Genomic DNA, 23,053 nt, shown 5'->3' on the forward strand with positions numbered 1-23,053 from the left:
TGTAGGCACAGAAAGACAAAGGGAGCTAATGCTCCCTTTTTTATTTAAGCGCTTGGTATGTCAAGATACCCAAGAAGGTTAATACCAGTGAGCCAACTAGATTCAGTAGTGCTGTACCTAAAGCCCAGGTAAATTCACCGCGCTGCATAAAACCGACTACCTCAGCTGAAAAACTCGAGAAGGTAGTAAGACCTCCCAAAAAGCCAGTAACCACTAAAAGCTTCCATTCAGGAGAAAGATGGGGGTTGTTGCCAAAGAACGCAACTGCAATACCGATCAAGTATCCGCCGACCATATTCGATATAAAAGTTCCCAAAGGCAGTGACGAGGTAACGCCTACGGTCATGAAATTAAAGCCCGCTCTTAATAAAGCACCGAAGCCCGCACCAAAGAAAATTGCAAAGATAGGTAGCCACATAGTCTGCTCTTTATTGAATTGAAAAACCCAGCATGCTGATGGAACTCATCTCAATGCCATTTGTAAAAACTGTTGCCCGCTCACCCTCTCGCTGCAAAGCTAAGGTATACAAAGCCGGCCAATAGTGTTCAGCAGTCGGGATAGAAAGATGTGCAGCATCACCATAACGCTCCCAATCAATTAAAGCATCATGATGATTAGCGTGAATTTCTGAAGCAAAAAAATCATTAAATTCTATTGCCCAAGGATAAGGCTCAGAACCTGCTTGCCAATGAATAGTACGCAAGTTATGCACAACATTACCGCTAGATAGGATCAAGATATTTTCATCTCGCAGCGGACTTAACTGCTTCGCCAGCTCATAGTGCTGACGCGCTGACATAGACCCATCAAGACTTAACTGCACCACCGGTACATTTGCATCTGGGTACATATATTTGAGAACAGACCAAGCGCCGTGATCGATACCCCACTCATTTTCTTCGAGCACCACAGGAATATTCAATAACTCTTGTACGCGATCTGCTAACGCAGGACTACCTGGTGCTGGGTATTGAATATCAAAGAGTGCTTGCGGGAATCCGCCAAAGTCGTGAATGGTTTTTGGTTTAGGCATTGCAGTAACCCAAGTGCCTCGAGTTACCCAGTGCGCTGAAATGACCAAGATAGCGTCAGGGCGCTTTAACGATTTTCCGAGAGCCGTCCATGCTGCTGAGTAGCGATTGGGCTCTATGGCATACATTGGACTGCCATGGCCAGCAAATACTGCAGGTTGGCGATGGCTAGTCATTAATGCCGATTAACCGAATACGTAACCTGTATGAGCTGCAACCAATGCAAACAAAATAGCCAAGCTTGTAGCTGCTGCCAACATGACGACCAAGGTAATGATCTTTTTGTTGATTTCTTCTTTAGATTCGTTATGCCATTCGTTCATGCTAAATCCTCTGTAAACACATTATTGAATAGGGTAATTATCCACTATCGACCGCGTCCGGCCTTGCGCATCATGCCTTTTCCCCCGCCAAAGCCTGCCTGAGGCCTTCCAGCTGGGCCTGCGGGTCCTTTTGGGACGGGTGGACGTGCGGGCGGCTTAGCTGCCACCGCTTTTACTGGGGTTTTTGAATCAGGTTTCTTTTCGTCAGTCACTTTGAGCTCCTATGGATATCATATTGCCATGATTACTGACTATTCTATCCAAGCTGTCGCCATTAATGCGATTCCCTTGATTTTTGCCATCACTATCCATGAGGCGGCCCATGGTTACGCGGCCCGCAAATTTGGCGATAACACTGCCTATATGCTGGGTCGGGTGAGCCTCAACCCAGCCAAACATATAGACCCTGTTGGCACAATCTTGATTCCGCTGGTGTTAATTCTGACTGGATCACCCTTTTTAGTGGGGTATGCCAAGCCTGTACCGGTTAATTTTGGTCGTCTCAGAAATCCGAGAATTGACTCGATTTGGGTTGCCCTAGCAGGACCGGGATCTAACTTTATACAGGCGGTTATTTGGGCAATCTTTTGGGTACTCGTCCAAGGGGTTGGAATAGACGAGCCTTTTCTGACCTCCATGGCAAAAGCAGGCGTGATGTGGAATATCGGCCTATTGGTATTTAACCTCTTCCCACTACCGCCACTCGATGGCGGCAGAATTTTGGCCGGCCTGCTCCCGGCCCGTCAATCGATTGCGCTTGGGCGGCTCGAACCATGGGGATTCTTCATCGTGCTTGGCCTGGTCTTTACAGGAATCATTGGATCTTTATGGATGGAGCCCCTCAGCAACTTCTTTTTAGGAATCATTAATCTTCTGATGACTCCCTTAAGGATGATTTTTTAAGCGAGAAATGCTGTTCTGGGATATGCTGAAGCAACGCAGCTCACCTGATTAATGGAGAACTATCATGAAACTACAGAAATTTGTTCTAGCAAGTACCGCAACTGTTTTGACTATTGGCGCAGGTCTCGCATTTGCTCAATTCCAAAAACCAGAAGACGCTATTAAATATCGTCAAAGCGTATTTACGGTAATGGCAAATTCTTTCGGGAAAATTGGTGCCGTTGTGAAGGGTGAAGCCCCCTACAACAAGGATGAAGTTGCGAAGAATGCAGCTATTGTTGCCATGATGTCTACTTTGCCGTGGCAAGCATTTGGTCCCGGTACTGAAGGCGGCAAAGCAAAACCTGAGGTTTGGTCAGACAACGCAAAATTCAAAGCCGCTGCTGACAAAATGCAGTTGGCTGTGGCAGATTTAAATAAGGCCGCTCAGTCTGGCGATCAAGAAAGTATTAAGAAGACGTTTGGCGCAGCAGGAGCAACCTGCAAAGGCTGCCATGATGATTTCAAAAAGAAATAAGTGATTTTTTTATTGATCGTTATTTCGTAATCAGGTAACCAACTACTACCGCGATCACGCTTAATAGCACTAAAGCAAAACCGCGCTGTAGTACTCCATCCTTGGAGGCCCGACCCAAGTCAGCCGGCAAATATTTTGCCTCCTCGCTTGGGTCAATTTCTTTATCGCCACTAATCATTGGCTTAATCAGATCTTCACCTTTAAATTTCTTGTAGAAGATAATGGCAGCAATGTGTATTGTAATCAGGGTCAGTATCACTACTTGATTGCCTTCGTGAATCTCCGATAAAAATGAAGAGACCGAACCAGAGACATACTTCTCTAAGGGCCCTTTGAAGGACACCTCATCATCAACAAATAATCCTGTAAACACCTGAATACTTAAGACAAAAAGTAGCGCAAATACAGAGATCGCACCTATTGGATTGTGACCAAGAACGTGGGGTGAGCGCCCACGCAAGTAATCGAAAATTGCTTGTTTACTTGGAATGAAAGATAAAAAGCGAGCATGGGTTGAGCCAACAAACCCCCAGATGATTCTGAAGATCAACAAAGTCAAAATGCTGTAACCGAAATAGGCATGCCATTGAATGAATTGATCACCCAAATTGATAGTCAGAAAGCTGCCGGCGATACAAACCACCAAGAGCCAATGAAATACACGGATTGGCAAGTCCCATACGCGAATGATTTTCTTCATAACTTAAGGATAATCCTCTTCTCCTCTAAAATGGAGGTAATTCATGAATCCTGGCAAAGCCTTTAGAACCCTACTGCTGTATCGCGTTGGCGCGACACTAAGCTATCAAATTACGATGGTAGCGGTTGGCTGGCATCTTTACGAGATCACGAATAGCGTTGTTTCTCTTGGACTTATTGGTCTTGCTGAGCTGGTTCCCTACTTTGCACTAGCGCTGTATTCAGGACATGCAGTTGATCACCACTCTCGCAAATGGATTGCTGCGATAGCCTGCAGCATTCATATTGCCGTTGGCTTATTTTTGACTGCTATTGCACTCGGCTGGCTTTCCCCTCCGGTGCCATTGATATACACCGCTGTAGCTTTCATTGGTATTGGCCGCGCCCTACTGAGACCTTCCTATCAAGCGCTTTTTGGGCAAATCATTCCCCGAGACCAATTGCCGCGTTACACGGCTTATGCATCCTCTGCTTTTCAGATATGCGTGGTAACTGGACCAGGCTTGGGTGGACTCATGATTGGCTTTGCTGGTCTTGAGTGGACCTACTTGCTGGCCGCCTTCTCTGGAGCAGTCGGTTTATATGGCATTACCTTCATCAATGCTGTGCAGGAAAAGTCGAGCAATTTATCTGGTCACTTCCTCAAGAGTTTTTTGGAGGGCTTTCATTACGTCAGAAAGCATGAGCTCATTTTGAGCATCATGGCGCTCGATATGTTTGCCGTTCTCTTCGGTGGCGCAGTCTCCATACTTCCCGCTTTTGTCAAAGAGGTACTCAATGCAGGGCCGGAAACTCTAGGGATTTTGCGCGCTGCCCCTGCAGCTGGTGCTGTGATTACTGGCATCTACCTGGCTAGGCACCCCATTCTGACGGACTCTGGAAAATATCTGCTGATTTCGGTTGCAGGGTTTGGTGCAGCGATTATTGCCTTTGGCATCTCTAGTAATTTATGGCTCTGCGCCTTCTTCTTATTTATCTCCGGATGTTTTGACTCTATATCCGTAGTGATTCGTGGCAGCATCATGCAGCTCACAACACCCGATCACATGCGCGGCAGAATCAGTGCCATCAATGGCATCTTCATTGGCTCATCCAATGAATTAGGCGCACTTGAATCCGGCATCGCTGCTAGCTTGATAGGCTTAGTGCCGTCTATCGTCTTCGGCGGAGCAGCAACAATAGCGATCGTCTTCATCACCTATCGCCTTGCCCCGCATCTTGGCAAACTACATCTGAAAGATATCTCTTAGTAGACGCCTCAAGAAATTATTGCTACTTAATTTCCGGCAGATCTTTTTGAATGATCTTCAAGCCTGCACGCAAAGCCTCTTGATAGCGCTCACGTTCAGCCTTAATCGTTTCAGCAGTCCACTTAAAAAAACCTTCACCGGTTTTCATACCAAACTTGCCACTCGCAATGCGATCACTCAAGCACTTTGCTATCGTGGGCGCATTATTTAATGTTGGATAAATAGTGGTACCTCCGGCACCATGCACCTCTAAGCCTGCATGATCTCGTTGCATGGCTGGACCTGCCGCAATGTAGCGAAAGCCAAAGCCGAAACGAACGGCCTTATCAATATCCTCGGGAGTGCAAATACCTTCATCCACCATCGAGAAAGCTTCACGTGACAAAGCATGTTGAAGACGATTGGCTAAGAAACCTGGGAGATCTTTTTTAACAGTAACAGGCACCATGCCGCACGCAGTCATCAAACGTGAAAGGCTTTCTCCAACCATGGGCGAAGTCTTCGCACCATAAACCACCTCTACGCAAGGCACCAAATGCGCCGGCATAAAAAAGTGTAGGCCGATCATACGGGCAGCCGTTTTAAGACCGTTTGCAATTTCGCTGATCGGAAAGCTTGTGCTATTACTCGCCAAGACTGCCTCAGGCTTTGCATATTTTTCCAACTTGGCAAATAACTCGCGCTTAATATCTAAACGCTCAGGCACGCACTCAATCACTAAATCGATATCAGACCAATCCACCTCTTCAAGTGTGCCGGCAACTGAAAGCAAATGAATGCGATGCTCATAACCAAGCTCAGTCATAGTATTTGCAAAATAATCAGGCAAGAGAGCTCGTCGTTCAGTAGTTGGCTCAACAACTTGAACAGCGCAACCACCACGCGCACAAACAGCTGCTACGTCGGCACCCATCGTGCCACCACCGACAATCACTACCTTAGTTTCGGCTGGGGTAAATAACATGAACTTTCTCCTAAATGGGGGCGGACTTTTTCTAAAAAATCCTCTTACAATGAGACCATTATTTCAATAAAAAAGTTAGTGAGACATGATCCCCGTCAATTCGGTGCTGCAGGTCGGCCATTTCCCTGAAATTATGCAGGCAGAGATAGATCGGCGCTTTACCCCGATTCATCACCTAGATCTGAATGCGCCTCCCCCAGTCGGAGACTTTCAGGCTATCTTGATTCGCTCTAATACCAAGCTTCCGCAAGCCCTTGTTGAGCAGATTCCCAGTATTCGTATGGTGGCAACCTGTGGTGTTGGCTACGACAACCTTCCTTTGACTTATTTGAAAGAAAAGGGCATCAAAGCAAGCAATACTCCTGGTGTTTTGAATGATGCCGTGTGCGAACTTGCCATCGGCATGATGCTGGCTCTGCTTCGTCAACTACCGCAGGCGCAGGAGCACGTCAAAAGTACCGCTTGGTCAAAGGCGCCTTTTAGGCTCACCAGCACCCTAGCTGGCAAGCGCGTAGGCATCGCTGGGATGGGTCGCATTGGACAAGACCTAGCCAAGCGATTAGAGCCTTTTAAAGTGGAAATTGCCTACTCAGGACCCACTCAAAAGCCTTTGCCATACAACTACTTTCCAAGCGTTCATGAATTGGCAAATGCCTGTGACATCGTATTTTTAGCCTGCCCTGCAACTCCAGATACCGACAAGATGGTTAATGCCAAGGTATTGGAAGCCTTGGGGCCCTCAGGATATTTAGTCAACATAGCCCGTGGAAGCGTAGTGGATGAGGATGCCCTTTTATATGCACTGCAACATAAAAAGATTGCTGGCGCTGCCTTAGATGTATTCGAAAATGAGCCAAATCCAAGAGCTGCTTTTTTAAGCCTTGATAATGTATTGTTAGCACCACATATTGGGAGCGCTACCTCGGAAACACGGATAGCCATGACCAACTTAGCTGTGGATAATTTAGAAGCCTTCTTTAAACACCAAACACTTCCATCGGAAGTAAATAACTAAAACAACGGAGCCAGCATGACGATTTCTCTGCACCCTTCCACCTTACCTGCGGTGTTATCCCCTGTACTTACACCATTTAAGGCAGACGGAAGCCCGGATGCGCCTAAGCTACTAAAGCAATGCCAATGGCTAGAAGCCAATGGTGTTGGGCAGGCGATCTTTGGTACGAATTCAGAAGCAAACTCCATGTCCGCTCCACAGAAGATGAGCGCATTGACCACCCTAATTGAAGGTGGATTAAAACCTGAGCACTTGATGCCAGGAACTGGTGCAACTTCGATTGATGCCACAGTCAATATGACACGACACGCAGTGAACCATCACTGCGCAGGCGTATTAATGTTGCCGCCCTTCTATTACAAAGACGTTACTGATGATGGCTTATTTGCTTATTTTTCAGAAGTGATTCAAAAAGTAGGTAGCGCCGCATTACAGATTTATATTTACAACATTCCACCAGTCACCAAAGTGACCTTAAGCCTCTCTTTGCTTGAGCGCTTAGTGAAGGAATATCCAAAGACTGTTGTGGGTATGAAAGATAGCTCTGGCGATTGGGCTTATACAGAATCAGTGATTAAGCTTTTAGCTCCATCAGGATTCCGCGTTTATGCAGGTAGCGAAGTATTCCTCATGCGTGCTTTGCGTGCTGGTGGCGTTGGCTGTATCTCAGCTACCGCTAACGTGAACCCCAAGGCAATTGCTGATTTAGCAGCCCATTGGACAGAATCAAATGCGGATGAACGTCAAGCAGGCTTAGATCAAGTACGTGGCATTTTTGCCAAGTATCAAATGATTGCCGGCATGAAGACTGCCGTTGCACATTACAGCAAAGATCCCGAGTGGCTTAGAGTGCGCCCACCACTCATGCAGTTAAGTGCTGAGCAACAAGCCCAATTACTTGGTGAGCTAAAAGCAATTAACTTCAGCATGCCAGGCCTGTAATTTAAAAAACTAAAAAATCATTAGGAGACAACCATGAAACTACTTAAGGTAATTGCTTTATCACTAAGCTTCCTTTGCGCAAGTGTTAGTGCTCAAAATATTTCTATTGCAACAGGCGGTACAGGTGGTGTTTACTACCCGATGGGTGGTGGCTTAGCTTCTGTCCTATCCACCAAAGTCCCTGGAATGTCTGCCACAGCAGAAGTTACTGGCGGTTCAGTAGATAACTTGAACCTCATTGGCACAGGAAAACCGTATGTTGGCTTTTCGATGGCCGATGCCGCAAAAGATGCTCAGATTGGTGAAGGTAAATTTGCTGGTAAAAAAGTGGATCTTCGTACCCTGGTAGTTCTCTATCCAAACTTGATGCACGTAGTAACAGTCGACTCTACTGGCATCAAATCCATGAAGGATTTAAAAGGTAAGCGCATCAGCACTGGCGCCCCTGGTAGCGCAACGGAAGTAATGGCTTTTCGCTTACTGGAAGCAGCTGGTATTGATAAAGATAAAGATGTAAAGCGCGAGCGCTTAAGCGTTGCTGAATCTGTTAACGCTGTTAAAGACCGTAAGATCGACGCCTTCTTCTGGGTTGGTGGCTTACCGACAGCAGCTGTTACTGATTTAGCTAATAGCCCCGGCATGAAAATTGTTATGGTCGATACCTCCGATGAAGTACCTCTCATGAACAAGAAGTATGGAAATTTATATTTCCCGACAGTGATTCCTAAGGCAATGTATAGCGGTATGGCTAAAGACAATAAAGTGGCTGCCGTTGCAAACATCCTCGTGGTGAATGCCAATATGCCGGATGACCAAGCGTATAAGATTGTCAAAACCATGTTTGACAACAAGATTGATCTAGTACGTACCCATCAGGAATACATGAATGTCAGCTTGGAAAATCAAAAAGTGAAATCAACTCCGATTGATTTTCACCCAGGCGCTTTAAAGTACTTCAAAGAAAAGAACATCAAAGTTAATTAAGTTCAATTTTGCAATAAGGGGTGAGTCAAGCTCACCCCTTTCGTTTTAAAGCGGACAAAAAATAAAGTACGCATCAATATAAAAAATAGGTTGAGACATGAATCAAAACGTTATAGATAACGAAACCCAAGAAAAATTAGACGCCTTCATCAAACAGGAAGAAGGTGACTCCAATGATTACAAGGGCCTACTAGCCAAGTTCATCACTCTGGTAGCAGTGGGCATGTCTTTATTTCATCTTTACGCCGCATACTCTATTGTTCCAACGCAACAATTGCGTGTGATCCACGTAGCTTTGGTTCTGTTCCTGGTTTTCTTAAGCTTCCCAATAGCCGCTCGCTTCAAAAACCGTCTCATGTTCTGGGATGCACTGTTTGCGCTAGGGTCTGTAGCCATCGCCTATTACATTTTGACTGGCGGCGATGATTTCATGGATAGAAATACTGCCCCCAACTCTACCGATGTCATGATTGGCATTGGCTTAATTCTGCTCATTCTCGAGAGCGTTAGAAGAACGAATGGCATGGTTTTAGTAACGGTCACTGTCTTGTTTCTTCTTTATGCCCTGTTTGGTGACTATTTGCCAGCACCTTGGACCCACAAAGGTTACGGTCTAGATCGTTTAGTGGGTTATATGTATATGACACTAGAAGGTATCTATGGCACTGCTGTGGACGTCTCAGCAACACTCATTATTCTTTTCACTATTTTCGGCGCCTTCTTGCAGTTCACTGGCGCGGGTAAGTTCTTTATCGACTTTTCATTTGCTGCAATGGGTGGCAAATCCTCAGGCGTCGGCAGAACCATTGTGATGTCTTCATTCTTATTGGGTGGACCATCAGGCTCAGGTGTAGCTACGACCGTTACGGTTGGCTCAGTCGCAGCTCCTATGTTGGATAAAGTGGGTTACGAAAAAAATGCTGCTGGTGGACTTTTGGCAGCCGGCGGTCTTGGCGCCATCATCTCACCACCAGTACTCGGTGCAGCAGCCTTCTTGATTGCTGACTTCCTAAAGATTTCGTATTTAGATGTGTTGCTCATGGCAACTATTCCAACCATTCTTTTCTATCTTGGTTTATTTGTCATGGTGGAAATTGATGTTCGCAAGTACGGCATGAAGAGTATTCAGTTTTCATCGACTGAGACTGCATGGCAACTAACCAAAAAATATTGGTTCCATTTTTTCTCGCTCATCTCGATTGTGGTGTTCATGCTGATGGGCTTCTCCCCTGTCATGTCGGTGTTTTGGGCGACAGTGGTTTCAGCCCTATCAAGTATGTTGCGCGAAGATACCGCCATTATTCCATGGGCATGGTTTAAAGGAAAAGAGCCTATCCTCTCTGGACTCTACAACTCCAACCTAACCAAAGCACTTGCCTCTGGCTCAACGGGCGTTTTAGCCATTGCCGCTACCTGCGCTGGGGCTGGCTTGATTGTAGGTACCGTTACTTTGACTGGTCTTGGCCTGAAATTTAGCTCGATTGTGATTCAGTACGCAGGCGGCTCACTCTTGCTGACGACTATTTTTACCGCCTTAGTTGTTTGGGTAGTTGGACTGGCCGTTCCAGTTACCGCTTCTTACATTATTTGTGCGGTGATTGCAGCGCCAGCCTTAATTAATTTAGGCGTACCTGCTTTTGCTGCGCATATGTTTATCTTCTATTACGCTGTTCTTTCGGAAGTGTCACCTCCGACTGCGCTTTCACCATTTGCAGCAGCGGCAATTTGTAAAGGCAATCCCTATAAGACCACCTTGCAAACCTGGAAGTATGTAGCTCCAGCTATCCTAGTTCCATTTATGTTTGTATTAGATAAATCCGGTGTGAGCTTGCTGTTGATGGGATCTACTAGCGCCTTAGAGCAAGCTGACTGGATGCAAATTGCCTGGGTTTCCTTTACGGCAGTTGTTGGCATTATCTGCTTAGCAGGAGGGCTTCAAGGCTGGTTCATTGAGAAGACTAAGATCTTTGAACGCGTGATCATGGTGATTTCTGGTGTTGCCCTAGCTTACCCTTCTACAGAAGCAGACTTAATCGGCTTTATTGGGTTTGGCTTGGTTCTGGTAACGCAAACCATTACACACTTCAAGCTCAATCCGAGATCTTCTTGATGCATACCTGAATGAGGATTGAATCTTCGAAACAATAAAGCCCGCAATAGCGGGCTTTATTGTTTCTGACTACTGCTTAACTTAAGTAATCTTGCTCCAAGCAGCCTTACCTGCGTACTTTTTAACAGCAGCCTCATCAAACTCAAATCCCAATCCAGGAGTTTTATGCAAAATCAAATCCCCATTCTTAAAGGTGAGTTGTTTGTTGATTAGTCTGCGGAAGTTCAGAACTTGATCATCTAAGAAAAACTCAACAAAGCGTGCATTCGGAGTAGCAGCTACTAACGGTGCATGTAAATCATGCATCCAGTGTGGACAAACGATGACGCCTTTTAAATCGGCATATGCAGAAATTCTTCGCCATTCGGTAATGCCACCACAGACTGCAGCATCTGATTGCAAAATGGCAGCGCCACCAGCATCGATTAATTCTCTAAAGCGCCAGCGCCCTGCTTCCATTTCACCAGTAGCAACGTTGATCTTGGTTTGACGAGCCAATGCTGCATGTAAATCAATTGCATCTGGCGAGAACGGCTCCTCAATCCAGTAAGGGTTGTAAGCCTCAAAGCGACGCACATACTCCAGTGCAGTCGGCAAATCACGCCAAGCATTGTTAGCGTCCAAAGTCAGTAATACATCATCGCCTACCGCTTTGCGAGCCGCCTTCACGCGCGCTTCTTCTTCAGAAGGGGATAAGCGACCCACTTTCATCTTGACCGCTTTAAAGCCCTGCTTTACGTAAGACTCCATCTCTGCACCTAACTTGGCAGGAGTTTTACCATCCAAGTAATAACCACCACTAGCATAGGCCGGGACACGATCATCTACAACCGAGCCCAAGTATTGATGTAAAGGTAATCCCGCTGAACGGGCATTTAAATCCCATAAGCCCGTATCCAAAATTGAGATGCCGCGCATTACTGCGCCCGCACGGCCCTGAAGGATGGATTCGTTATACATCTCCATCCAAAGACCTTCACTGCGATGACTGTTTTGACCAATCAATTTTGGAGCAAGTAGTTGCTCAACAGCAATCTTAGCGATATCTCCACCAGCGCTACCGACATAACAAAAGCCAATGCCTTCATTGCCATCTTTACCGCGCACTTTTACAAGGCAATAGTGACGCTCAGATACGGTACGCGTAGAAAATGAGGTGACCTTATCTAAAGGCACTGCCACTGAGGCAACTTGGATAGATTCAATAATCGGCATCTACACTCCTTAATCAAAAAATAATTGTATCGAGAATTTCATTTATCTTTCTCCACCCAAGATAGGCACAGCTTCTGGTAGCACTACAGATGTAGTTAAAAGTAACAAAACTGGCACTGCCAAAGGTACCGGCTTTGAGGTCCGTAGGCTGCCCCCAGATCAAGACTGAATTGATTTTGCTGCAGCACAACATATTTATTCGGGTTCGACCTCACATTATTAGATAATTGGGGGGTGAATAAAAACGCATCTATTAGCTCCCTGTTCACCAAGGGAATAATCATTTTGTCTGGCTGCGCCTTTCTGAGCTCAACTCCGGGCCTAGCTTATGCAGCTCAAGCGCAAAATGCCAACCAAACTCGCCAGAAGGTAATTGTTCAACCTTCCAAACAGGTTGGCTTTAAAGATAAATCAGCGGGTGCTGGCTCAAAGATCAGTAGCATGAGTCTGAACCCATCCCTATTCCAGCGCAAATCACCAGATGAGCTCATGCTCGATAGCGATGCTAATTTAGATTACCGGGTTGCCCAAGGCTGCTTACGACGCAACTTTAACGAAGATAATTTGCCGTCAAGTGTTGGCATCGATAACCGCCAGTTTTCTGAATTTTTCAAAAGTCAGACTAAAACGTTTTTTGATCGCATGCGTGGAGACTGCATTCCTTACGCAGTTGCTTTTGGTAGCCGAAATCGTTTTGATTCATTAAGCATCATGAACGGCCCTATCCAGGATAGTAAAACAGAAGTTTGGACATTTACACCTTCAGCTGTTGGTGGATTTTTAATTCAGCAGGACTACCTGAGGGATGAATCTAAGCGCCTAACCGAAATACGCATTCCCTTAAGAGATGTTTTATATGATCCACGCAAAGTAAGCGACCAACTGCCGGTTGAACTGGTATGGGAATTGAACTCTCTGATCAAGCAAATTTACCCAGAAGAAAATAATTCCCTAGAAAATACTAATAGTGTTGTGCGTTTAATTGTCGACTTTGGTGATCGAGAGAAGTGGGCACAAATTTGGGCCGTTGAAATCATTGATCCCACCACCAAAGAAGTATTTGCAAATGCCTTCTGGATGGAGCGTAGCGACATTCCCGGTGGCTTCTTTACGGGGACTGGTGAATCGCTTGAGCGCTCCTTCTGGACCAACCCGTTGAGCTATCGCCGTATTTCAAGGGGCGTTGGCATGGTGAGAGCCTCCTCAGGCAAACGTAGCAAAACTACAGCGCCAGCAGCCAAAACTACAGCCCCAGCCCCAACTCCAGCTCCAGCTCCAGCAACTAAACAACGTTATCGCGCTCATATGGGCATTGATTACTCCGCGCCAATCGGCACGCCGATCTTTAGCGTTGCCAACGGTAGAGTGGCTCATATTGGTTACAGCGGTGCATTTGGGAATTTGATCATTTTGGAGCACCCAGGCAATTACCACACCTACTACGCTCACTTAAGCAATTACAACGTAGAACTTGAATTGGGCAATGAAGTGCGGCGCGGTTTAGAAATTGGTTATGTAGGATCAACTGGTCGATCCACTGGACCACACCTTCATTTTGAATTAAGAAAAAATGGGATTTATGTTGACCCTTATGGCTCTAAGACTCAACTCGATTTGTGGTCTATGCGAGATAACGAAAGTGGACTACTCACTAGAGAAATTCTCCTGTTAGGTAGCCCGATCAAGCATAACTAAGCAATAAAAAAGGGTCCACTTGGACCCTTTTGTTAAGCACTGAGTAAGTTAACCCAGTACTAGCACTGGCAAAGTTGCGTGGACGATGACTTCGTGAGTCTCGCTACCCAACAAAATACCTTTAATACCTGTGCGCTTATGTGATGCCATGACAATCACATCAGCCTTCGCCTTTTTAGCGCCAGCCAAAATGCCTTCAGATAAATTACTATTTTCAATGTGAAGACTTTTCACTTTGCTACCAGCGCCTAGCGCAGTTGTCGACTTCTTAAGGACATCCTGCGCAAAAGCCGCGCAAGCTTCAGTATGCTGTTTCTTAGAAATCCCATAGCCCATAGTGCTATCTGAATACGCCATCGGGGGCGTAGGATCGGAAACATACACTAAAGTAACCGCAGCACCATCCGCCTTGGCAAGTGCAGCCACTTTCTTCAAGGATTTTTTGCTGACATCTGAGCCGTCTACCGGCACCAATAAATGCTTAAACATATTAACTCCTCTTAAATTGAACTACTACTCTACTCTTTCCATCATAATGCTTATTATTAGTATATAAAAGAATAAAGGTAACTTAATTGCTCAAGAATTTTGCTATCTACCTCTCATTTTTAATCGCCCTTATCGCAATCGATTTGGTATGGCTCCTGGGGGTTGCGAAAAACCTCTACCGCACTGAGATGGGCGACCTGATGGCAAGCGAACCCAAACTACTGGCTGGACTCGCGTTCTACCTTCTTTATGCACTGGGCGTCTGTATTTTTGTCATTGTTCCAGCGCTATCAAAACAGTCTTGGATATATGCGCTGCAATATGGAGCCTTGTTTGGTCTATTTTGCTATATGACTTACGACCTAACCAATTTAGCGGTAGTGAGAAACTTTCCAACGCAATTGGCTTTCATTGATATTGCCTGGGGAAGTTTTGTGACGGCTGTATGTTCAGGCTGTGCTTATTGGGTTGGCAACCGTATCTCCTGAATATTTATCTCTTAAATTATTAAGACATCTCAATAATGTTTTTTCGCCCCCGGCTACTAGATTCATTTTCTGGCTATAACAGCACCCTCTTCACAAAAGACGTTCTAGCGGGATTAACCGTTGGTGTTATTGCATTGCCTCTGGCCATGGCTTTTGCAATTGCTAGCGGATTAAAGCCTGAAGCTGGCATCTTTACTGCCATTATTGCCGGCGGAATCATTTCCTTACTCGGTGGGAGCCGCGTTCAAATCGGCGGCCCTGCTGGAGCCTTCATTGTGATTGTCTACGGCATTGTCGAGCGCTATGGTGTGCCAAATTTATTGCTAGCAACCGCCATGTCAGGAGTATTTTTATTTCTGATGGGCTTATTCCGCCTTGGAACGTTGGTACGCTTTATTCCGATTGCAGTCATTATTGGTTTTACTAACGGCATCGCCTTTCTGATTGGCCTGTCCCAAATAAAAGACTTTTTTGGACTACGGATTGAAAAAATGCCGGCGCAATTTTTTCAACAAGTTCATGCGCTCTACGTAGCGGCCGACACCCTCAATCCTGCTGCGCTTGGCCTTGCCTGCGCTAGCCTTGCGTTATTAATTTTCTGGAAATTATTTCAGAAGCGGCTAGGCTGGCTGTCGCACCTGCCTGGCACTGTAGTCACCATGGTGGTAGCGACGATCGTTGCCAGTATTTTTAACTTACCTGTTGATACTATTGGTAGTCGCTTTGGTGGCATTCCATCCGGACTCCCCACTTTTCAATGGATTCCGGTAAGCTGGGATAGCGCTCAATTTATGGTGGCGCCAGCCTTAACGCTTGCTCTATTAGGATCCATTGAATCTTTACTCTGCGCACGGATTGCCGATGGCCTGATGCATGATCGCCATGAATCCAATCAAGAACTCATGGCTCAGGGCATTGCCAACTTCACCATTCCATTCTTTGGTGGGATGCCAGCAACGGGCACCATTGCCCGAACCGTTACCAATGTCGAAAGCGGCGCTTCCACACCAATCTCGGGCCTTGTTCACGCAGGCACGTTACTGATCATCGTCTTATTTGCAGCACCCCTTGCTAAAAATATTCCCCTCGCTAGCTTGGCTGCTATCTTGATGTATGTGGCATGGAATATGGGTGAGTGGAAAAAATTTATTGAGCTCAAACAATTTCGTCTACCTTATCGCATTACTATTTTGAGCGTTTTTATTTTGACCGTTGTCTTAGATCTCACCATTGCTGTTGAGGTCGGTTTATTGCTTGCTTTCATCACCTTTATTTATCGTATCTCCAGCCTATCGCGTTGCGAGATTGCGCTAGCCAGTGACTTCCCTGGACTGAGCAATCAGCAAGGCAGAATTGATGCCTATCGCATTCATGGCGCTATCTTTTTTGGAGCAGTAAAACTCCTTGAAAAGATTGAGACGAACTTACCGTCACAAACACTTTTGCTCGACTTGAAGAATGTGATCTACATTGATACATCCGGTATGGATACGATCATGGAACTCGCACACTTATGCAAGATTCGGAACATTCGATTGATCATTTGTGGCTTGGCGCATCAACCTTTAGAGATGGCAGAGCGTAGTGACTTTATTGCTTCACTATCGCAAGACTCTTTATATCCAGACCTTGCTTCCGGAATAGAGGCGGCAAGCTCTTAAGAAATACAGAAGCCACCTTTTAAAAGGGCTTCAGGCAAAACCCAGGCACGATATAAACCAAAGCCACCAGCAATCAGCAAAAGTAAAGCAGCCAAATAGCGCACCCAGCGATACTGTCCAAACTGGGTAAGCGCTGCTGAAAATTTAGAGATGAGTAACAGATTAGGCAAAGTACCCAAACCAAATGCCAACATCAATGCGGCACCAGTAAAAATATCTCCCGATAAAAATGCGAGCGGTAAGACGCTGTAAACCAATCCGCAAGGTAACAGGCCCCACAGCATGCCGCTGAACCACCGGGATGGACCGCTAGCGATACGGCCCAAGTATTTGGCCCAATAAGCTGCAATTTTGGTACTCAGCCATTTACCCCCAAGTAAGCCTTCTGACTTACCCATTCTTAGCAGGCGGATGCCCATCAAAATCAAGATCAGCGATGTCAAAGCAAATAGAGGGCGCTGTATCGGAATGAGGTTTTGCTGCCAAACCACTACTCCTATAGAGGCAGCTAAAGCACCCAATAGGACATAAGTCGTTACACGCCCCAAATGCATAATCAACTGTAGATAAAAAAGCTCGGATTTAGCTCTTATAGGGGTCTCCAAGGCTACAGGTCGCTCAATGGCTGCGGCTATGCCACCACACATCAAAGCGCAGTGCCAGCCACTCACTAAGGCCCCCAGAAACACAGCTAACAGCAGACTGGTCGTTAGCATGACATCAATAAAAAGTAGGTAAAAGCCATGATTTTCATATTAATAGAATAAACTGCTCTTATAGAATCGTTCAAATATGAATTACAAACCTACCGATAGCCCAGCCAGCAAATGCTCAGTCTGCGTACTGGGTCAATTTTGCCTTCCGGTAGGTCTTAATAGCACCGAAGTTTCAAAAATCGATACCTTAGTAAAAGAGCGCGTTCACTTGCAGAAAGGCGAGAGCCTCTATCGTCATGGTGACCCACTAAGCGCAGTCTATAGCGTTCGCTTTGGCACCCTCAAAACAGAATTCTGCCTTCAAGATGGTAGACAACAAGTTATCGGCTTTCACATTCCTGGTGAGATTTTAGGTCTTGATGGCATTGGCGAAGGCCACTATCAATCTGATGCAATCGCTCTTGAAGAAAGTGAAGTTTGCATTATTCGTTATGAGGCCTTTGAAGATCTAGCACGCCAGATCCCAGTCCTACAAAATCAGTTTCATAAAATCATGAGTCGTGAATTGACTCAGGATCAGCGCCACCTACTTTCGCTGGGCACGATGCGCGCAGAAGAGAGGTTGGCAGCATTCTTATTGAGTCTTTCACAACGCTTAGCAGCGCGTGGCTATCTTAATAATGAATTTGATTTACGTATGAGTCGCAATGATATTGGCAGCTATTTAGGCATTCAAATTGAGACTGTCAGTCGTATGCTGTCGCGCTTCGCCGAGTCAGGCCTCATTCAAATTAAGCAACGCCATATCAAACTGATTGATATGGATGGTCTATATGAACTTGCTGGGGTCCCTAACCCAGATAGATCAGCCTGCGTCAGCGCAGACATCCCTGTAAAACACACTTAAAGTAAGCCGCGGTCGATTTCTTTACTATCCGAAGCTTCAATACCAGGCAAGATATAAGCAGTAAGCGCACTAGAAATTGCGCAAAAAATCCAAATTGCAAAAAATCCAATGGTGTAGATGCCTTCATCAGCAATATCTGGATGATGACCAAAAAATAAAAGATCTTGTGGATTTATCACAGTGAACAAAAGGCCCTCTGCCATACCAGCCACCAAAAAGGAGGGCCACAAAATCCAGATTAGCAGGCGGGACTTCATTTTTTTGCCTGTGCATCTGATTGCACATCTTTAAGTTGCTCAACTTTTAAACCCTGCTTAACAAGACCTTCGCGCAAAGGTTTATCCGCATATAAATTGATCGCCAAGTAAATAGTGATGATGCAGCCAATCATGGCAACTGCAGGACCGCTGATTAGTAACCATGGCCATAACTGTTTAAACCAAGGTTTAGTAGTTTGCTCTTCTATCATATGCATCCTCTTCATTGCTATCACTTAACGGGGAATTATAAAAGTTGATTTTTCATCGCGAGTTCGAATGACTGTCTGATTGCCAGATATTTCTTGGGCAACCACGTCAAAGTGAATTGGGTAATTTCCAGACTCGCTTTGACCAATAGTAGTACTGACCTTAATTGGGAACAACTGATTGCTTGCAGGTGCAACATCAATCTCTTGAATTTCTCCACCCTGAGAGTTGAGAATCTTTAAATCATCCAGGCCAGTCGCCTTTACTCGCACTTTCATTGGATGTTCAGAGGCATTCATGATCTGGATGCGATAAATATTCTCGATACGGACGCCCTCTACTTCACGAGCCAATGCCCCGCGGTCGCGCATCACATCAACTCTTAATGGGTTGCGTGTTGCTAGAGAAATCAAAAATGCCGACGTAAGAACCGTGATAAAAGCGGTATAAATCAATACCCGTGGTCGCAAAATATGACGAATTGCACTTTGATTGGATTCCTTGTCCTCAATGGCACGCTCGGTTGTATAGCGAATTAAGCCCTTGGGATAGTTGACCTTCTCCATCACCTGATTGCAGGCATCAATACAAGCGCCGCAACCTATACACATATATTGCAGGCCATCACGAATATCGATACCCGTTGGGCAAACCTGCACGCAAATACTGCAATCAACACAATCGCCTAATCCCAAGGAGCTGTGGTCAGCTGACTTACTGCGACTACCCCTTGGCTCACCACGCACTTTGTCATATGTCACCAAGAAGGTATCTTTATCCACCATCACGCTTTGGAAACGCGCATATGGACACATGTACTTACAAACCTGTTCGCGCATGAAACCAGCATTACCCCAAGTCGCGAAGCTATAAAAGCATAGCCAGAATGTTTGCCATGGCCCGAGAGAAAGGTGGAGTAGTGATGCACCTAATGTTTCTATTGGGGTGAAATAACCAATAAATGTGAAGCCCGTCCAGAAAGCAATTAATAGCCAAAGGAAATGTTTAGTGATCTTTAAGCGCCATTTGCGAAAACCCCAAGGCCACTCCTCACCATCTAAACGAATGCGCGCAAAGCGGTCACCCTCGACCTTACGCTCGATCCACATAAAGATCTCGGTATAAACCGTTTGTGGACAGGCATAACCGCAAAATAAACGTCCAGCGACTGCTGTAAAGAGAAATAAGGCTAAGGCAGATAGGATGAGCAAGAGCGTGAGATAGATTACATCTTGTGGCCAAAGTACTAAGCCAAAAATATAGAACTTACGCTGCACTAGATCAAAGAGAACGGCTTGACGATCATTCCAACTCAACCATGGCAAACCATAAAACAATAGTTGTGTTGCAAAAACCAATATAAAGCGCCAACGAGCAAAGAGTCCTGATACTGAACGCGGGTAAATCTTTCGCCGGACCTCGTAAAGAGACTCCTCAATAACTTCTATCGGAACTGGTTTCCCACCCGGCGAATTATTTGACACTAATTACTTTGCTTACTTTGCTGCTGCAGGTTTATTGTTAGATAAACCCCAAACATAGGCAGTTAACAACTGAATTTTCTCTGGACTCAACACTTTGTCTTGAGCGGGCATCATTGCCATACGACCTTTGGTAACCGTCTCGACAATAGTTGCTTCTGAACTGCCATATAACCAAGTCTTATCCGTCAAATTCGGTGCACCTAAGGCAATATTGCCTTTACCATCAGGGCCGTGACAGGCTACGCAGTTTGCATTAAAAACTTCTGCTCCACGAGCTGATTTTTGCTCATCATTTGGTAAGCCAGAAAGGCTACGAACATAGTTAGCAACATCCACAATTTGCTTACTATCTAATTGTGGGAATGGAGGCATTACTCCGCCACGACCATTAACGATAGAAGCTTTGATATTTTCTGGTGAACCGCCATAGAGCCAGTCGCCATCAGTCAGATTTGGGAAGCCTTTAGCACCACCAGCGTCAGAACCATGACACTGTGCACAGGAATTCAAGAAGAGGCGTTGCCCCATTTCGCGCGCCTTTGGATCGGCTGCGACTTGCTCAATATCCATCTTGACGTACTTAGCATAAACAGGCTTGAGCTCATCATTAGCGGTAGTCATTGAATTCATCAAGGCGCCGTCTGTGCTGTATCCCAAAACACCAGGATAGGAACCAAGCCCTGGATAGAGAACCAAATAAACCAAAGCAAAGATGCATGAGAGCAAGAACATCCACATCCACCAACGAGGCAATGGATTGTTCAACTCACGTAGATCACCATCCCATACATGACCGGTATCGTCCACCTGACCATCCGGCTTTAGGGTTACCTTGGTCTTGCGTTGAGAAAATAATAGCCAGATGCACCAAAAAATACCGACCAATGTTACTAAGGCGATATAGGCGCTCCAACCAGCACCAAGAAAGTCACTCATGATTTATCCTTACTGAATTCATCGGGAAGATCGAACGGAAGTTCGGCGGACTCTTGATTGGCAGGCTGTCTTTTTGCAGACCAAGCCCACCAAACGATTCCAATAAAAAATACCAAGCCAAGCACGGTAGAAATTGCTGAGAGATAAGGGGCAATATTTTGCATAGTTCTCTGTCGCTAAGGATTACTTAGCAACCACCTCATCCACAATGATGTATCTACGATTGACGCCAAGACCTTGGAGGTAAGCGATTAATGCATCCTCTTCAGTTTTGCCCTCTAACTCTTTAGGTGCATTTGCGATTTGCTCATCAGTGTATGGAACACCCAAGCGACGCATTGCAGTCATATGTGAGGAGATGGTGTCTGCAGCAGCTGGTGTTTGCAAATATGGATACGCTGGCATATTAGACTCAGGCACTACATCGCGCGGATTGCGCAAGTGAATACGATGCCAATCATCTGAATAGCGACCACCTACCCTAGCTAAATCTGGACCAGTACGCTTACTACCCCATAAGAATGGATGATCAAATACTGATTCTCCAGCCAAAGAATAAGGACCGTAGCGTTCTACTTCCGAACGCAGGGTACGAATCTGCTGTGAATGGCAGCCCATACAACCTTCGCGTTGATAGATATCGCGACCGGCTAAACGCAAAGCCGAATACGGCTCAACACCTGGGCTTGGCTCAGTGGTTGAGTGTTGGAAAAACAAAGGCACGATCTGCACCAAGCCCGCAATCGAGATTGCCGCAATGGTAGCGATGATCAACCAACCAACATTACGCTCAAGCGTTTCGTGGGAGAAAAATCGACGTTGTTCTGACATGTTCTTATCCTTAATGAGCTGCTACAGACGCTTGTGGAATGGCAGCGTCAATGAATTTTTTACCGATCACTGTTTTATAGACGTTGTAAGCCATTACAAACATGCCACTCAAGTAGCATAGGCCGCCTATCAAACGAATAACATAGAAGGGGTAAGTTGCTTTAACGGATTCAACAAAGCTATAGGTCAAAGTTCCATCCGGCTCAAATGCTCTCCACATCAAACCTTGCATTACCCCAGCAATCCACATTGCAGCGATGTAAATCACCACTCCGATTGTTGCAATCCAGAAATGAAATTCGATTAACTTCGTGCTGTACATATCTCTTTGACCAACTAAGCGTGGAATGAGGTAGTACAAGGAGCCAATAGTAATCATGGCAACCCAGCCTAAAGCGCCAGAGTGAACGTGACCGATGGTCCAGTCAGTGTAGTGAGACAAGCTGTTCACTGTCTTGATAGACATCATCGAACCTTCGAAGGTAGACATACCGTAGAACGACAATGCAACTACCAAGAATTTCAAGATTGGATCACGACGTAATTTATACCAAGCACCTGACAAAGTCATAATGCCGTTGATCATGCCGCCCCATGATGGCGCCAACAGGATTAATGAGAAAACCATTCCCAAGGACTGGGTCCAGTCTGGCAATGAAGTGTGTTGTAAGTGGTGAGGACCTGCCCACATATAAGTAAAGTTCAAAGCCCAGAAGTGAACGATAGATAAGCGATATGAGTAAATTGGGCGCTCAGCCTGCTTTGGAATGAAGTAGTACATCATGCCTAAGAAGCTGGTTGTCAAGAAGAAGCCCACTGCATTGTGTCCGTACCACCACTGAATCATTGCATCTTGTGCACCAGAATAGGCCGAGTAAGACTTGAAGAGGCTTGCTGGCATTTCCATATTGTTAACAATATGCAAGACGGCAATCGTCAAAATGTATGCGCCGAAGAACCAGTTAGAAACATAAATATGTTTTGTTTTGCGCTTAATCACGGTACCGAAGAACACCACTGCATAAGCAACCCAAACGACTGTGATTAACAAATCAATTGGCCATTCGAGTTCAGCGTATTCTTTAGAAGTGGTGATTCCCAATGGCAAAGTGATGGCAGCGGAAACAATCACTGCCTGCCAACCCCAGAAGGTAAACGCCGCCAACTTGTCACAAAAGAGTCGTACCTGACATGTGCGTTGCACGATGTAATAGGACGTTGCGAATAGTGCAGAGCCCCCAAAGGCAAAAATCACCGCGTTAGTGTGCAGTGGACGCAAACGCCCGTAGCTCAACCAAGGAATATTAAAAGTGATTTCAGGCCAGATGAGCTGGGCTGCGAGGATAACCCCCACGAGCATGCCAACAATCCCCCAAAGCACAGTAACGATGGCAAATTGGCTGACAACCTTGTAATTGAAGGTATCTTGATTACTCCCCACGGTAAGTCCCATGGTTTCTCCTTTTTTGTGGCCAAACAACGACA

General features: G+C 45.7%; 27 protein-coding genes. 11 read left to right on the top strand and 16 right to left on the bottom strand.

Annotation, left to right across the window (positions count from 1 at the left end; genetic code table 11):
- Window positions 1-40 precede the first annotated feature (40 nt).
- From crcB to AOC21_RS07620, 4 genes are read right to left on the bottom strand one after another with little or no spacing between them, the layout of a single operon-like run.
- The gene (gene crcB, locus AOC21_RS07605) at window positions 41-418 is read right to left on the bottom strand and encodes a fluoride efflux transporter CrcB (RefSeq protein ID WP_215391400.1); all 378 of its coding nucleotides are present in this window, start codon (window positions 416-418) and stop codon (window positions 41-43) included.
- A 10-nt stretch (window positions 419-428) separates the two neighbouring features.
- Window positions 429-1,208: a 4,5-DOPA dioxygenase extradiol gene (ygiD, locus tag AOC21_RS07610; RefSeq protein WP_215391401.1), complete on the bottom strand. Its 780-nt coding sequence runs from the start codon at window positions 1,206-1,208 to the stop codon at window positions 429-431.
- A 9-nt stretch (window positions 1,209-1,217) separates the two neighbouring features.
- Entirely contained in the window at window positions 1,218-1,355 is a 138-nt protein-coding gene (locus tag AOC21_RS07615; RefSeq protein WP_169709848.1) for a hypothetical protein, read from the bottom strand.
- Between the two features lie 44 nt (window positions 1,356-1,399).
- Window positions 1,400-1,567, bottom strand: a complete 168-nt coding sequence (locus AOC21_RS07620) for a hypothetical protein (protein WP_215391402.1) — start codon at window positions 1,565-1,567, stop codon at window positions 1,400-1,402.
- A gap of 28 nt (window positions 1,568-1,595) precedes the next feature.
- Here AOC21_RS07620 and AOC21_RS07625 point away from each other — a divergent pair, with 28 nt between their 5' ends.
- Together AOC21_RS07625 and AOC21_RS07630 are read left to right on the top strand one after the other, a co-directional pair.
- Window positions 1,596-2,258 (top strand): site-2 protease family protein, encoded by a 663-nt coding sequence (locus AOC21_RS07625; RefSeq protein WP_215391403.1) that lies wholly within the window; start codon window positions 1,596-1,598, stop codon window positions 2,256-2,258.
- A gap of 64 nt (window positions 2,259-2,322) precedes the next feature.
- Window positions 2,323-2,775, top strand: coding sequence for a cytochrome c (locus AOC21_RS07630; protein WP_215391404.1), 453 nt, complete (start codon window positions 2,323-2,325; stop codon window positions 2,773-2,775).
- A 19-nt stretch (window positions 2,776-2,794) separates the two neighbouring features.
- On the opposite strand, the gene AOC21_RS07635 is transcribed toward AOC21_RS07630, so the two are convergent.
- Complete coding sequence (locus AOC21_RS07635) at window positions 2,795-3,475, bottom strand: cytochrome b/b6 domain-containing protein (protein ID WP_215391405.1); 681 nt, start codon at window positions 3,473-3,475, stop codon at window positions 2,795-2,797.
- A 43-nt stretch (window positions 3,476-3,518) separates the two neighbouring features.
- Between AOC21_RS07635 and AOC21_RS07640 the strand changes: the two genes are divergently transcribed.
- Window positions 3,519-4,724, top strand: coding sequence for an MFS transporter (locus AOC21_RS07640; protein WP_215391406.1), 1,206 nt, complete (start codon window positions 3,519-3,521; stop codon window positions 4,722-4,724).
- A 22-nt stretch (window positions 4,725-4,746) separates the two neighbouring features.
- Here AOC21_RS07640 and AOC21_RS07645 read toward each other — a convergent pair whose 3' ends face one another.
- Window positions 4,747-5,688 (bottom strand): 3-hydroxyacyl-CoA dehydrogenase family protein, encoded by a 942-nt coding sequence (locus AOC21_RS07645; protein WP_215391407.1) that lies wholly within the window; start codon window positions 5,686-5,688, stop codon window positions 4,747-4,749.
- A gap of 85 nt (window positions 5,689-5,773) precedes the next feature.
- Here AOC21_RS07645 and AOC21_RS07650 point away from each other — a divergent pair, with 85 nt between their 5' ends.
- The 4 genes from AOC21_RS07650 to AOC21_RS07665 all read left to right on the top strand — a co-directional run bounded on the left by AOC21_RS07650 (window position 5,774) and on the right by AOC21_RS07665 (window position 10,739).
- The gene (locus AOC21_RS07650; RefSeq protein WP_215391408.1) at window positions 5,774-6,703 is read left to right on the top strand and encodes a 2-hydroxyacid dehydrogenase; all 930 of its coding nucleotides are present in this window, start codon (window positions 5,774-5,776) and stop codon (window positions 6,701-6,703) included.
- A 15-nt stretch (window positions 6,704-6,718) separates the two neighbouring features.
- Window positions 6,719-7,645 carry a dihydrodipicolinate synthase family protein gene (locus AOC21_RS07655; RefSeq protein WP_215391409.1) on the top strand — a complete coding sequence of 309 codons (927 nt, stop codon included), beginning with the start codon at window positions 6,719-6,721 and terminating at the stop codon, window positions 7,643-7,645.
- 33 nt (window positions 7,646-7,678) lie between these two features.
- Window positions 7,679-8,629 carry a TAXI family TRAP transporter solute-binding subunit gene (locus tag AOC21_RS07660; protein WP_215391410.1) on the top strand — a complete coding sequence of 317 codons (951 nt, stop codon included), beginning with the start codon at window positions 7,679-7,681 and terminating at the stop codon, window positions 8,627-8,629.
- Window positions 8,630-8,726: 97 nt separating this feature from the next.
- On the top strand, window positions 8,727-10,739 hold the full coding sequence (locus AOC21_RS07665) for a TRAP transporter fused permease subunit (RefSeq protein WP_215391411.1): 2,013 nt from the start codon (window positions 8,727-8,729) through the stop codon (window positions 10,737-10,739).
- Window positions 10,740-10,820: 81 nt separating this feature from the next.
- Here the strand turns inward: AOC21_RS07665 and AOC21_RS07670 are convergent, their stop codons facing one another.
- On the bottom strand, window positions 10,821-11,954 hold the full coding sequence (locus AOC21_RS07670; protein ID WP_215391412.1) for a mandelate racemase/muconate lactonizing enzyme family protein: 1,134 nt from the start codon (window positions 11,952-11,954) through the stop codon (window positions 10,821-10,823).
- A 285-nt stretch (window positions 11,955-12,239) separates the two neighbouring features.
- Between AOC21_RS07670 and AOC21_RS07675 the strand changes: the two genes are divergently transcribed.
- Window positions 12,240-13,649 (top strand): M23 family metallopeptidase, encoded by a 1,410-nt coding sequence (locus AOC21_RS07675; RefSeq protein ID WP_215391413.1) that lies wholly within the window; start codon window positions 12,240-12,242, stop codon window positions 13,647-13,649.
- 48 nt (window positions 13,650-13,697) lie between these two features.
- Here the strand turns inward: AOC21_RS07675 and AOC21_RS07680 are convergent, their stop codons facing one another.
- Window positions 13,698-14,138 (bottom strand): universal stress protein, encoded by a 441-nt coding sequence (locus tag AOC21_RS07680; RefSeq protein WP_215391414.1) that lies wholly within the window; start codon window positions 14,136-14,138, stop codon window positions 13,698-13,700.
- An 86-nt stretch (window positions 14,139-14,224) separates the two neighbouring features.
- Here AOC21_RS07680 and AOC21_RS07685 point away from each other — a divergent pair, with 86 nt between their 5' ends.
- Entirely contained in the window at window positions 14,225-14,626 is a 402-nt protein-coding gene (locus AOC21_RS07685) for a DUF2177 family protein (RefSeq protein WP_215391415.1), read from the top strand.
- 35 nt (window positions 14,627-14,661) lie between these two features.
- On the top strand, window positions 14,662-16,287 hold the full coding sequence (locus AOC21_RS07690) for a SulP family inorganic anion transporter (RefSeq protein ID WP_215391416.1): 1,626 nt from the start codon (window positions 14,662-14,664) through the stop codon (window positions 16,285-16,287).
- On the opposite strand, the gene AOC21_RS07695 is transcribed toward AOC21_RS07690, so the two are convergent.
- Window positions 16,284-17,003, bottom strand: a complete 720-nt coding sequence (locus AOC21_RS07695; RefSeq protein WP_215391417.1) for a sulfite exporter TauE/SafE family protein — start codon at window positions 17,001-17,003, stop codon at window positions 16,284-16,286. The two genes, AOC21_RS07690 and AOC21_RS07695, sit on opposite strands and share 4 nt — an antisense overlap.
- Before the next feature lie 76 nt (window positions 17,004-17,079).
- Here AOC21_RS07695 and fnr point away from each other — a divergent pair, with 76 nt between their 5' ends.
- Window positions 17,080-17,850 carry a fumarate/nitrate reduction transcriptional regulator Fnr gene (gene fnr / locus AOC21_RS07700; protein ID WP_215391418.1) on the top strand — a complete coding sequence of 257 codons (771 nt, stop codon included), beginning with the start codon at window positions 17,080-17,082 and terminating at the stop codon, window positions 17,848-17,850.
- On the opposite strand, the gene AOC21_RS07705 is transcribed toward fnr, so the two are convergent.
- From AOC21_RS07705 to ccoN, 7 genes are read right to left on the bottom strand one after another with little or no spacing between them, the layout of a single operon-like run.
- Window positions 17,847-18,107, bottom strand: coding sequence for a hypothetical protein (locus AOC21_RS07705; RefSeq protein WP_215391419.1), 261 nt, complete (start codon window positions 18,105-18,107; stop codon window positions 17,847-17,849). The two genes, fnr and AOC21_RS07705, sit on opposite strands and share 4 nt — an antisense overlap.
- The gene (locus AOC21_RS07710; protein ID WP_215391420.1) at window positions 18,104-18,319 is read right to left on the bottom strand and encodes a FixH family protein; all 216 of its coding nucleotides are present in this window, start codon (window positions 18,317-18,319) and stop codon (window positions 18,104-18,106) included. The genes AOC21_RS07705 and AOC21_RS07710 overlap by 4 nt, the downstream gene beginning before the upstream one ends.
- Window positions 18,320-18,343: 24 nt before the next feature.
- Window positions 18,344-19,801, bottom strand: coding sequence for a cytochrome c oxidase accessory protein CcoG (gene ccoG / locus AOC21_RS07715; RefSeq protein WP_215391421.1), 1,458 nt, complete (start codon window positions 19,799-19,801; stop codon window positions 18,344-18,346).
- A 12-nt stretch (window positions 19,802-19,813) separates the two neighbouring features.
- Window positions 19,814-20,737: a cytochrome-c oxidase, cbb3-type subunit III gene (gene ccoP, locus AOC21_RS07720; RefSeq protein WP_215391422.1), complete on the bottom strand. Its 924-nt coding sequence runs from the start codon at window positions 20,735-20,737 to the stop codon at window positions 19,814-19,816.
- Complete coding sequence (locus tag AOC21_RS07725; RefSeq protein ID WP_216862047.1) at window positions 20,734-20,901, bottom strand: CcoQ/FixQ family Cbb3-type cytochrome c oxidase assembly chaperone; 168 nt, start codon at window positions 20,899-20,901, stop codon at window positions 20,734-20,736. Before AOC21_RS07725 ends, ccoP begins: the two co-directional genes overlap by 4 nt.
- 19 nt (window positions 20,902-20,920) lie before the next feature.
- Window positions 20,921-21,568: a cytochrome-c oxidase, cbb3-type subunit II gene (ccoO, locus tag AOC21_RS07730; protein ID WP_215391423.1), complete on the bottom strand. Its 648-nt coding sequence runs from the start codon at window positions 21,566-21,568 to the stop codon at window positions 20,921-20,923.
- 10 nt (window positions 21,569-21,578) lie between these two features.
- The gene (ccoN, locus tag AOC21_RS07735; protein ID WP_215391424.1) at window positions 21,579-23,021 is read right to left on the bottom strand and encodes a cytochrome-c oxidase, cbb3-type subunit I; all 1,443 of its coding nucleotides are present in this window, start codon (window positions 23,019-23,021) and stop codon (window positions 21,579-21,581) included.
- Window positions 23,022-23,053: the final 32 nt, after the last annotated feature.

It is taken from the genome of Polynucleobacter sp. VK25, assembly GCF_018687355.1.
Lineage (GTDB): Bacteria > Pseudomonadota > Gammaproteobacteria > Burkholderiales > Burkholderiaceae > Polynucleobacter.

What these genes read in the sequence shown, in the direction of transcription:
- crcB (WP_215391400.1), bottom strand. Translation starts at nt 418, where the DNA reads ATGTGGCTACCTATCTTTGCAATTTTCTTTGGTGCGGGCTTCGGTGCT.
- ygiD (WP_215391401.1), bottom strand. Translation starts at nt 1,208, where the DNA reads ATGACTAGCCATCGCCAACCTGCAGTATTTGCTGGCCATGGCAGTCCA.
- AOC21_RS07615 (WP_169709848.1), bottom strand. Translation starts at nt 1,355, where the DNA reads ATGAACGAATGGCATAACGAATCTAAAGAAGAAATCAACAAAAAGATC.
- AOC21_RS07625 (WP_215391403.1), top strand. Translation starts at nt 1,596, where the DNA reads ATGATTACTGACTATTCTATCCAAGCTGTCGCCATTAATGCGATTCCC.
- AOC21_RS07630 (WP_215391404.1), top strand. Translation starts at nt 2,323, where the DNA reads ATGAAACTACAGAAATTTGTTCTAGCAAGTACCGCAACTGTTTTGACT.
- AOC21_RS07635 (WP_215391405.1), bottom strand. Translation starts at nt 3,475, where the DNA reads ATGAAGAAAATCATTCGCGTATGGGACTTGCCAATCCGTGTATTTCAT.
- AOC21_RS07640 (WP_215391406.1), top strand. Translation starts at nt 3,519, where the DNA reads ATGAATCCTGGCAAAGCCTTTAGAACCCTACTGCTGTATCGCGTTGGC.
- AOC21_RS07645 (WP_215391407.1), bottom strand. Translation starts at nt 5,688, where the DNA reads ATGTTATTTACCCCAGCCGAAACTAAGGTAGTGATTGTCGGTGGTGGC.
- AOC21_RS07650 (WP_215391408.1), top strand. Translation starts at nt 5,774, where the DNA reads ATGATCCCCGTCAATTCGGTGCTGCAGGTCGGCCATTTCCCTGAAATT.
- AOC21_RS07655 (WP_215391409.1), top strand. Translation starts at nt 6,719, where the DNA reads ATGACGATTTCTCTGCACCCTTCCACCTTACCTGCGGTGTTATCCCCT.
- AOC21_RS07660 (WP_215391410.1), top strand. Translation starts at nt 7,679, where the DNA reads ATGAAACTACTTAAGGTAATTGCTTTATCACTAAGCTTCCTTTGCGCA.
- AOC21_RS07665 (WP_215391411.1), top strand. Translation starts at nt 8,727, where the DNA reads ATGAATCAAAACGTTATAGATAACGAAACCCAAGAAAAATTAGACGCC.
- AOC21_RS07670 (WP_215391412.1), bottom strand. Translation starts at nt 11,954, where the DNA reads ATGCCGATTATTGAATCTATCCAAGTTGCCTCAGTGGCAGTGCCTTTA.
- AOC21_RS07680 (WP_215391414.1), bottom strand. Translation starts at nt 14,138, where the DNA reads ATGTTTAAGCATTTATTGGTGCCGGTAGACGGCTCAGATGTCAGCAAA.
- AOC21_RS07690 (WP_215391416.1), top strand. Translation starts at nt 14,662, where the DNA reads ATGTTTTTTCGCCCCCGGCTACTAGATTCATTTTCTGGCTATAACAGC.
- AOC21_RS07695 (WP_215391417.1), bottom strand. Translation starts at nt 17,003, where the DNA reads ATGCTAACGACCAGTCTGCTGTTAGCTGTGTTTCTGGGGGCCTTAGTG.
- fnr (WP_215391418.1), top strand. Translation starts at nt 17,080, where the DNA reads ATGAATTACAAACCTACCGATAGCCCAGCCAGCAAATGCTCAGTCTGC.
- AOC21_RS07705 (WP_215391419.1), bottom strand. Translation starts at nt 18,107, where the DNA reads ATGAAGTCCCGCCTGCTAATCTGGATTTTGTGGCCCTCCTTTTTGGTG.
- AOC21_RS07710 (WP_215391420.1), bottom strand. Translation starts at nt 18,319, where the DNA reads ATGATAGAAGAGCAAACTACTAAACCTTGGTTTAAACAGTTATGGCCA.
- ccoP (WP_215391422.1), bottom strand. Translation starts at nt 20,737, where the DNA reads ATGAGTGACTTTCTTGGTGCTGGTTGGAGCGCCTATATCGCCTTAGTA.
- AOC21_RS07725 (WP_216862047.1), bottom strand. Translation starts at nt 20,901, where the DNA reads ATGCAAAATATTGCCCCTTATCTCTCAGCAATTTCTACCGTGCTTGGC.
- ccoO (WP_215391423.1), bottom strand. Translation starts at nt 21,568, where the DNA reads ATGTCAGAACAACGTCGATTTTTCTCCCACGAAACGCTTGAGCGTAAT.
- ccoN (WP_215391424.1), bottom strand. Translation starts at nt 23,021, where the DNA reads ATGGGACTTACCGTGGGGAGTAATCAAGATACCTTCAATTACAAGGTT.